This window comes from Endozoicomonas sp. (genome assembly GCF_051008435.1).
Taxonomy (GTDB): Bacteria; Pseudomonadota; Gammaproteobacteria; order Pseudomonadales; family Endozoicomonadaceae; genus Endozoicomonas_A.
Genome location: NZ_JBPCXO010000349.1, coordinates 1 through 5,341 on the forward strand (window position 1 = coordinate 1; position 5,341 = coordinate 5,341).

General features: G+C 49.7%; 4 protein-coding genes. All 4 read left to right on the forward strand.

Annotated elements, in window-relative coordinates:
- On the forward strand, positions 1–209 hold a 209-nt coding region (locus ACR2PX_RS17590; RefSeq protein WP_433998831.1), incomplete at its 5' end, for a hypothetical protein.
- A gap of 325 nt (positions 210–534) precedes the next feature.
- A complete protein-coding gene (rlmD, locus tag ACR2PX_RS17595; RefSeq protein WP_434000665.1) occupies positions 535–1,875 on the forward strand; it encodes a 23S rRNA (uracil(1939)-C(5))-methyltransferase RlmD in 1,341 nt (446 codons plus the stop codon).
- Positions 1,876–2,075: 200 nt separating this feature from the next.
- A complete protein-coding gene (gene relA, locus ACR2PX_RS17600) occupies positions 2,076–4,322 on the forward strand; it encodes a GTP diphosphokinase (RefSeq protein WP_434000666.1) in 2,247 nt (748 codons plus the stop codon).
- Entirely contained in the window at positions 4,319–5,152 is an 834-nt protein-coding gene (mazG, locus tag ACR2PX_RS17605; protein ID WP_434000667.1) for a nucleoside triphosphate pyrophosphohydrolase, read from the forward strand. The genes relA and mazG overlap by 4 nt, the downstream gene beginning before the upstream one ends.
- The last annotated feature ends 189 nt before the right edge of the window (positions 5,153–5,341 follow it).

The window sequence follows — 5,341 nt, forward strand, 5'->3', positions numbered from 1 at the left end:
AGGTTACTGTGCAGGACTGGTATAGCAATGATGCTCAAAAGCTGGATGAAATCCGTACCAGCGATGCGGTGCTTCTGGCCAATAAGATCGATAACCTGGTCAATGCCATGGCAGGTTTTGATGCACCTCCTGCAGGTGATGCTCAATTGCCTCAGGATACCAGGGATCAGATCAATCCGGTGATTGCTGCTAACTGGCAAGCGGCCTGATTGTAACCCCGCAAATTTCCCACCCGGTCTATGCCGGGTGGGAATCCCTTCAAAACAGAATCATTCTGTCGCTTCAAGCAAAGCCTCTGTTCAGGGTTCTTCAGCCGATTCAACCGAGTGTGAAAAATATTTACACAGTCATTGCTCTACAGCACTGAAATTTCATAGAGCGGTAGGTATAATGCGCAGCGAAAATTATTCTTTCCGCAGTTTTATCTATGAAAATACGACTTCATTAATCTCAACACTGTTTTCCGTGGTTTGAGTGAATGTCGTTTCTAGTCCAGACTGCTTGCGTATTTCTGAATCTGAAGGATACAGTTTCATGCGATCTCAAAAGGCTTCTCCAGGTGCCAGGCGCCGTGTAGTTGGAGAGGTTCTTGTACACGGCCTGTCTCATGATGGTCGTGGTATTGCCCGCTTGCAGGGCAAAACCCTCTTTGTAGAGGGGGGGCTGCCCGGCGAGCAGGTTTCCGTCTTGCTGACAGAGGATCGGCGTCGCTATAGCAGTGGTCGAGTGATCGATGTCGAGTCTGCTTCAGACGAGCGCGTGCCTCCCCCCTGCCGACACTTTAAAGTCTGTGGTGGCTGCAGCCTGCAGTACTGGTCCCATGAAGGACAGTTGCAGGGTAAGCAGAGTATTGTGCTGGATCAGTTGCAGCGCTTTTCATCCCTGACACCTGCAGAAATTGCCGAGCCACTGGCATCCCAACCCTACGGCTACCGTTATCGTGCCCGACTGTCCATTTTGTGGAAGAAAGGTCGTTTATCTTTGGGATTTCGCGAGAAACAGAGTCAACAGATTGTTGATATCAGGGAGTGTCCGGTATTGGCAGAGCCTTTGCAGCCTTTGCCAGAGCAATTGCGAGTTTTGCTTCCTGAGTTGAAACAGCGAGAGTCGATCAGTCATGCTGAATTATTTCTGGCTGATTCTGGTCGGGCCGTCCTGCTCAGACACATCAGGGCTCTACCACCCGCAGACTTAAACCGGTTGGAAGCATTTGCCCGGGAGCAACAGCTATACCTCTATTTAATGGGCGATGAAAAACATATCAGTTGCCTGTATTCCCCATTGGATGATCCCTGGCTTTACTACCGGATACCAGAACTCGATCTGAGGTTTCAGTTCAGACCCACAGATTTTACCCAGGTGAACTGGCCCATTAATTGCCAGATGGTCACTCAGGCTTTGGACTGGTTGGATTTAAAGCCCCAGGACCAGGTGCTGGACCTGTTTTGTGGTCTCGGCAACTTCTCCCTGGCAATGGCCAGGAAAGCAGCGTCTGTCATTGGCGTTGAAGGCAGTGCCGGTGCTGTGGAGAGAGCGGCATTCAATGCCGACCTTAATGGCCTGACAAACAGTCAGTTTTATCAGGCAGATCTTTCGGCACTGATCAAAGGCGATAAGTCGGGCGAAGACTGGTTGCATCATAACTACGATGCCATGTTACTGGACCCGCCAAGAACCGGTGCCATCGAAATTATTGAACAGATGGAAGGCCATATACCCGAACGGTTGCTTTATATTTCATGCAACCCGGCAACACTGGCCAGAGATGCTGGAGCCCTTGCACAACAAGGGTTTGAGCTGGTCAGGTTAGGAGTGATGGATATGTTCCCGCAAACCGGGCATGTAGAGTCTATGGCTCTTTTCAAAAAGTCCTGAGTAGGGAAAGCTTGGGTCCCTCAGGGATGAAGGGCTTTTACAGTAAAAAAACACACAACACATTTTTATACAGTGAATAGGTGCCATGGCCTGCAGAGACTGTTTTAATAAATGATAAGTTTCGTTATCTGCAGCTGTGAGCCTCGAGGTGTTGCCCTTCAGTCAGGCAGTGCCTCCAAAGTAATAAGTGGAAAACTTTCATGGTAAAGGTAAGAGAAGATCACCCCGTCCGCTTTGATGGCTCCGTCGATTTGGAAGCCTGGCTGACGCGCATGCAGGAAAGCTTCGGTGTTACCGGAACGGATCGCCTGAGAGCGGCCTGTGAACTCAGTCGCTGGGCTGAAGATGAGGCACGTCAGCAGGCCGATACAGTCTGGCCCACAGGACCTGGCTGCTTTCGTACCGGCCTTGAGATGGTCGAAATCCTTGCGGAACTGAAACTGGATACCGAAACGCTCGTGGCAGCTGCGCTCTATCGAGCCGTGCGTGAGCGTAAGCTGTCCATGGGTCAGGTGGAAGAAGACTTCGGCAAAACTGTGGTACGTCTGATTAAGGACGTTCAGGGTATGGCGGCTATCAGTGAATTGCTGAACCCCGCCAGAGCCCTAGTGTTGGACCAGAGCCAGGATCAGCTTGAAAAAGTCCGCAAGATGCTGGTGTCCATTATTGATGACGTTCGGGTAGCGTTGCTTAAGCTGGCAGAACGTACTTGCGCTATCAGGGCATTGAGAGATGCTGACAAAGACAAACGTCGCCGGGTGGCCAGGGAAGTCTTTGAAATCTATGCGCCACTGGCTCATCGTCTTGGTATCGGTTACATCAAATGGGAGCTGGAAGATCTTTCTTTCCGTTATCTGAATCCGCAGGATTATAAGCGTATTGCCCGACTGCTGGATGAGAAGAGAACTGATCGTCAGCAATATATTGACCATGTGGTAGATCAACTCAAGCATGCGCTTGGAGAAGCCCAGATTGAAGCTCATGTCTATGGTCGGGCAAAGCATATCTACAGTATCTGGCGTAAAATGAAGCGCAAAGGGCTGGACTTCCGTGACCTTTATGACATCCGTGCTTTTAGGGTAATTACCAAAGAAGTCAGAGATTGTTATGCGGCTTTAGGTGTCGTGCATTCGATCTTCAATCATATTCCTCAGGAGTTTGATGATTACATCGCGACGCCCAAGGAAAATGGATATCGGTCATTGCACACAGCCGTGTTTGGCCCTGAGGGCAAAACGCTTGAAGTGCAGATTCGTACTGAAGCCATGCACGAAGAAGCCGAACTGGGTGTTTGTGCTCACTGGAAGTACAAGGGCACTGACGTTAATACCAAAAGTGACAGCTACGAAGAAAAGCTCAACTGGCTTCGTAACGTCATGGAATGGCATGAAGAGTTGGGTGACCTGGGTGGTATCGCAGAAGAGTGGCGTTCCGATGTTGAGCCGGATCGTATTTATGTTTTCACAAAAGCCGGTCATGTTGTGGATTTGGCGGTAGGTGCGACACCCATCGATTTCGCTTTCAGAATTCACTCTGAAGTAGGCTTGAAGTGTCGTGGTGCCAAAGTGGGTGGCCGTATTGTGCCGCTTAATCACAGCCTTAAAACCGGTAACCAGGTAGAAATTCTGACTGGCTCCAATGCTCAACCCAGTCGTGACTGGCTTAATCCGGACCTTGGGTATGTCACGACCAATCGGGCGCGGGCAAAAATTACCAGCTGGCTGAAAAAGCAGGATCGCGACTCCAATATAATTGATGGCGGTAATCAGCTGAATGCTGAACTCAAGCGGTTGGCGTTGACTGGGGTTAATTTCAACGATCTGTTGCCTCAGACGCCATTCAAAGAACTGGATGATATGTACGCAGCGATTGGTGCGGGCGATTATCGAGTTACCCAGGCAGTCGCACTGGCCCAGAGAGAGCTGGAGCCGGAAGAAGAGAAAGCGTTTGAAATACGTACCCGCACACCGCAGGAAAAAGTCTCTGACAGCACTATTACCATTGATGGTGTCGGTAATCTGCTGACCCAGATGGCCGGGTGTTGTCATCCGGTACCGGGTGATCCGATTATTGGGTATATCACGATCGGCCGTGGCGTAACGATACACCGTCAGGATTGTAATAATGCTCTCAATCTGCAGGAGAAAGAGCCAGAAAGGCTGATCGAGGTGAACTGGGGGTATTCTCCGGAATACATGTACCCGGTGGAAATTATTATTACGGCATACGACCGATCGGGTCTGCTGCGAGATATTACCATCGTGTTGGCCAATGAACGGGTGAACGTTTTGTCTGTTCAGACCCGTACCAGCAAGGAAGATAACATTGCCAATATGTTGCTGACCGTCGAAGTTCAAAGTCTGCAGCAATTGAGTACGGTACTGGCGAAGGTCAATCAGCTGCCTAACGTGATTGAAGTAGCGCGTCATCGCAAGGAAGGGAAATGAGTCAAAGCAGCCTGGAAGACTTGCTGTATCTCATGGGCCGGCTTCGGGATCCTGAAGCCGGTTGTCCCTGGGATCTGGAGCAGGATTTTACGACCATAGCGCCTTATACGCTGGAAGAAACCTGCGAAGTTCTGGATGCTATTGCCAGCGAAGATTTTGACAACCTTCGTGAAGAATTGGGGGACTTGCTGTTTCAGGTGCTATTTCATTCAAGAATGGCGGAAGAAGCGGGTCATTTTGATTTTCATCAGGTAGCTGCCGGGCTGGTGGAGAAGATGGTTCGCCGTCATCCTCATGTCTTTCCTGCCGGAACTCTGGAGTCCATAAAGTCGCCTGATGATGAAACCACTTCTGATCAGGTGGTAGAAAGCTGGCAGGCTATCAAGCAGAAAGAAAAGCAGGCTAAAGGAGAAAAGGCTTCTCAATCGGCCATGCCGACAAAACTCCCTGCTGCTTTGCCATCCTTAACACGAGCTTTCAAGCTGCAAAAAGCTGCTGCCAAGGTTGGTTTTGACTGGCCAGAAGCTGAACCCGTGTTTGATAAAATTCAGGAAGAAATTGAAGAAATTCGTGAAGCGGTGAGAGAAAAACAGGGCAAGGAACGAGTTGCAGAAGAGCTGGGTGATCTGTTGTTTGCCTGCGTTAATCTTGGCCGTCATCTGTCTGTTGATCCGGATATGTCATTGCGCAAGGCCAGCGACAAGTTTGAAAAACGCTTTCGTTCTATGGAGGTCCGGGCAGCGGAAGAGGGCTATGAGTTTCAGCAGTTATCTCTGGATGAAATGGAAGCCTATTGGCAACAGGGTAAGGTCAGTCAGTCGTCAGGCTGATACATCGGGCAACATAGCGTTTATGAGTGTAGGAGATTGTGGAGTCAATCTATATGACGATACTCTAGGAGCCTGACCGAGAATAGGTTTATCTGTTATGATAAGCCTTAAATCAACCCTAATAATGCCAGATGTCACCACCACCAAAATTCAAGGATAGCCCTGTTGAGTTTGATCAGCACCTGCTGT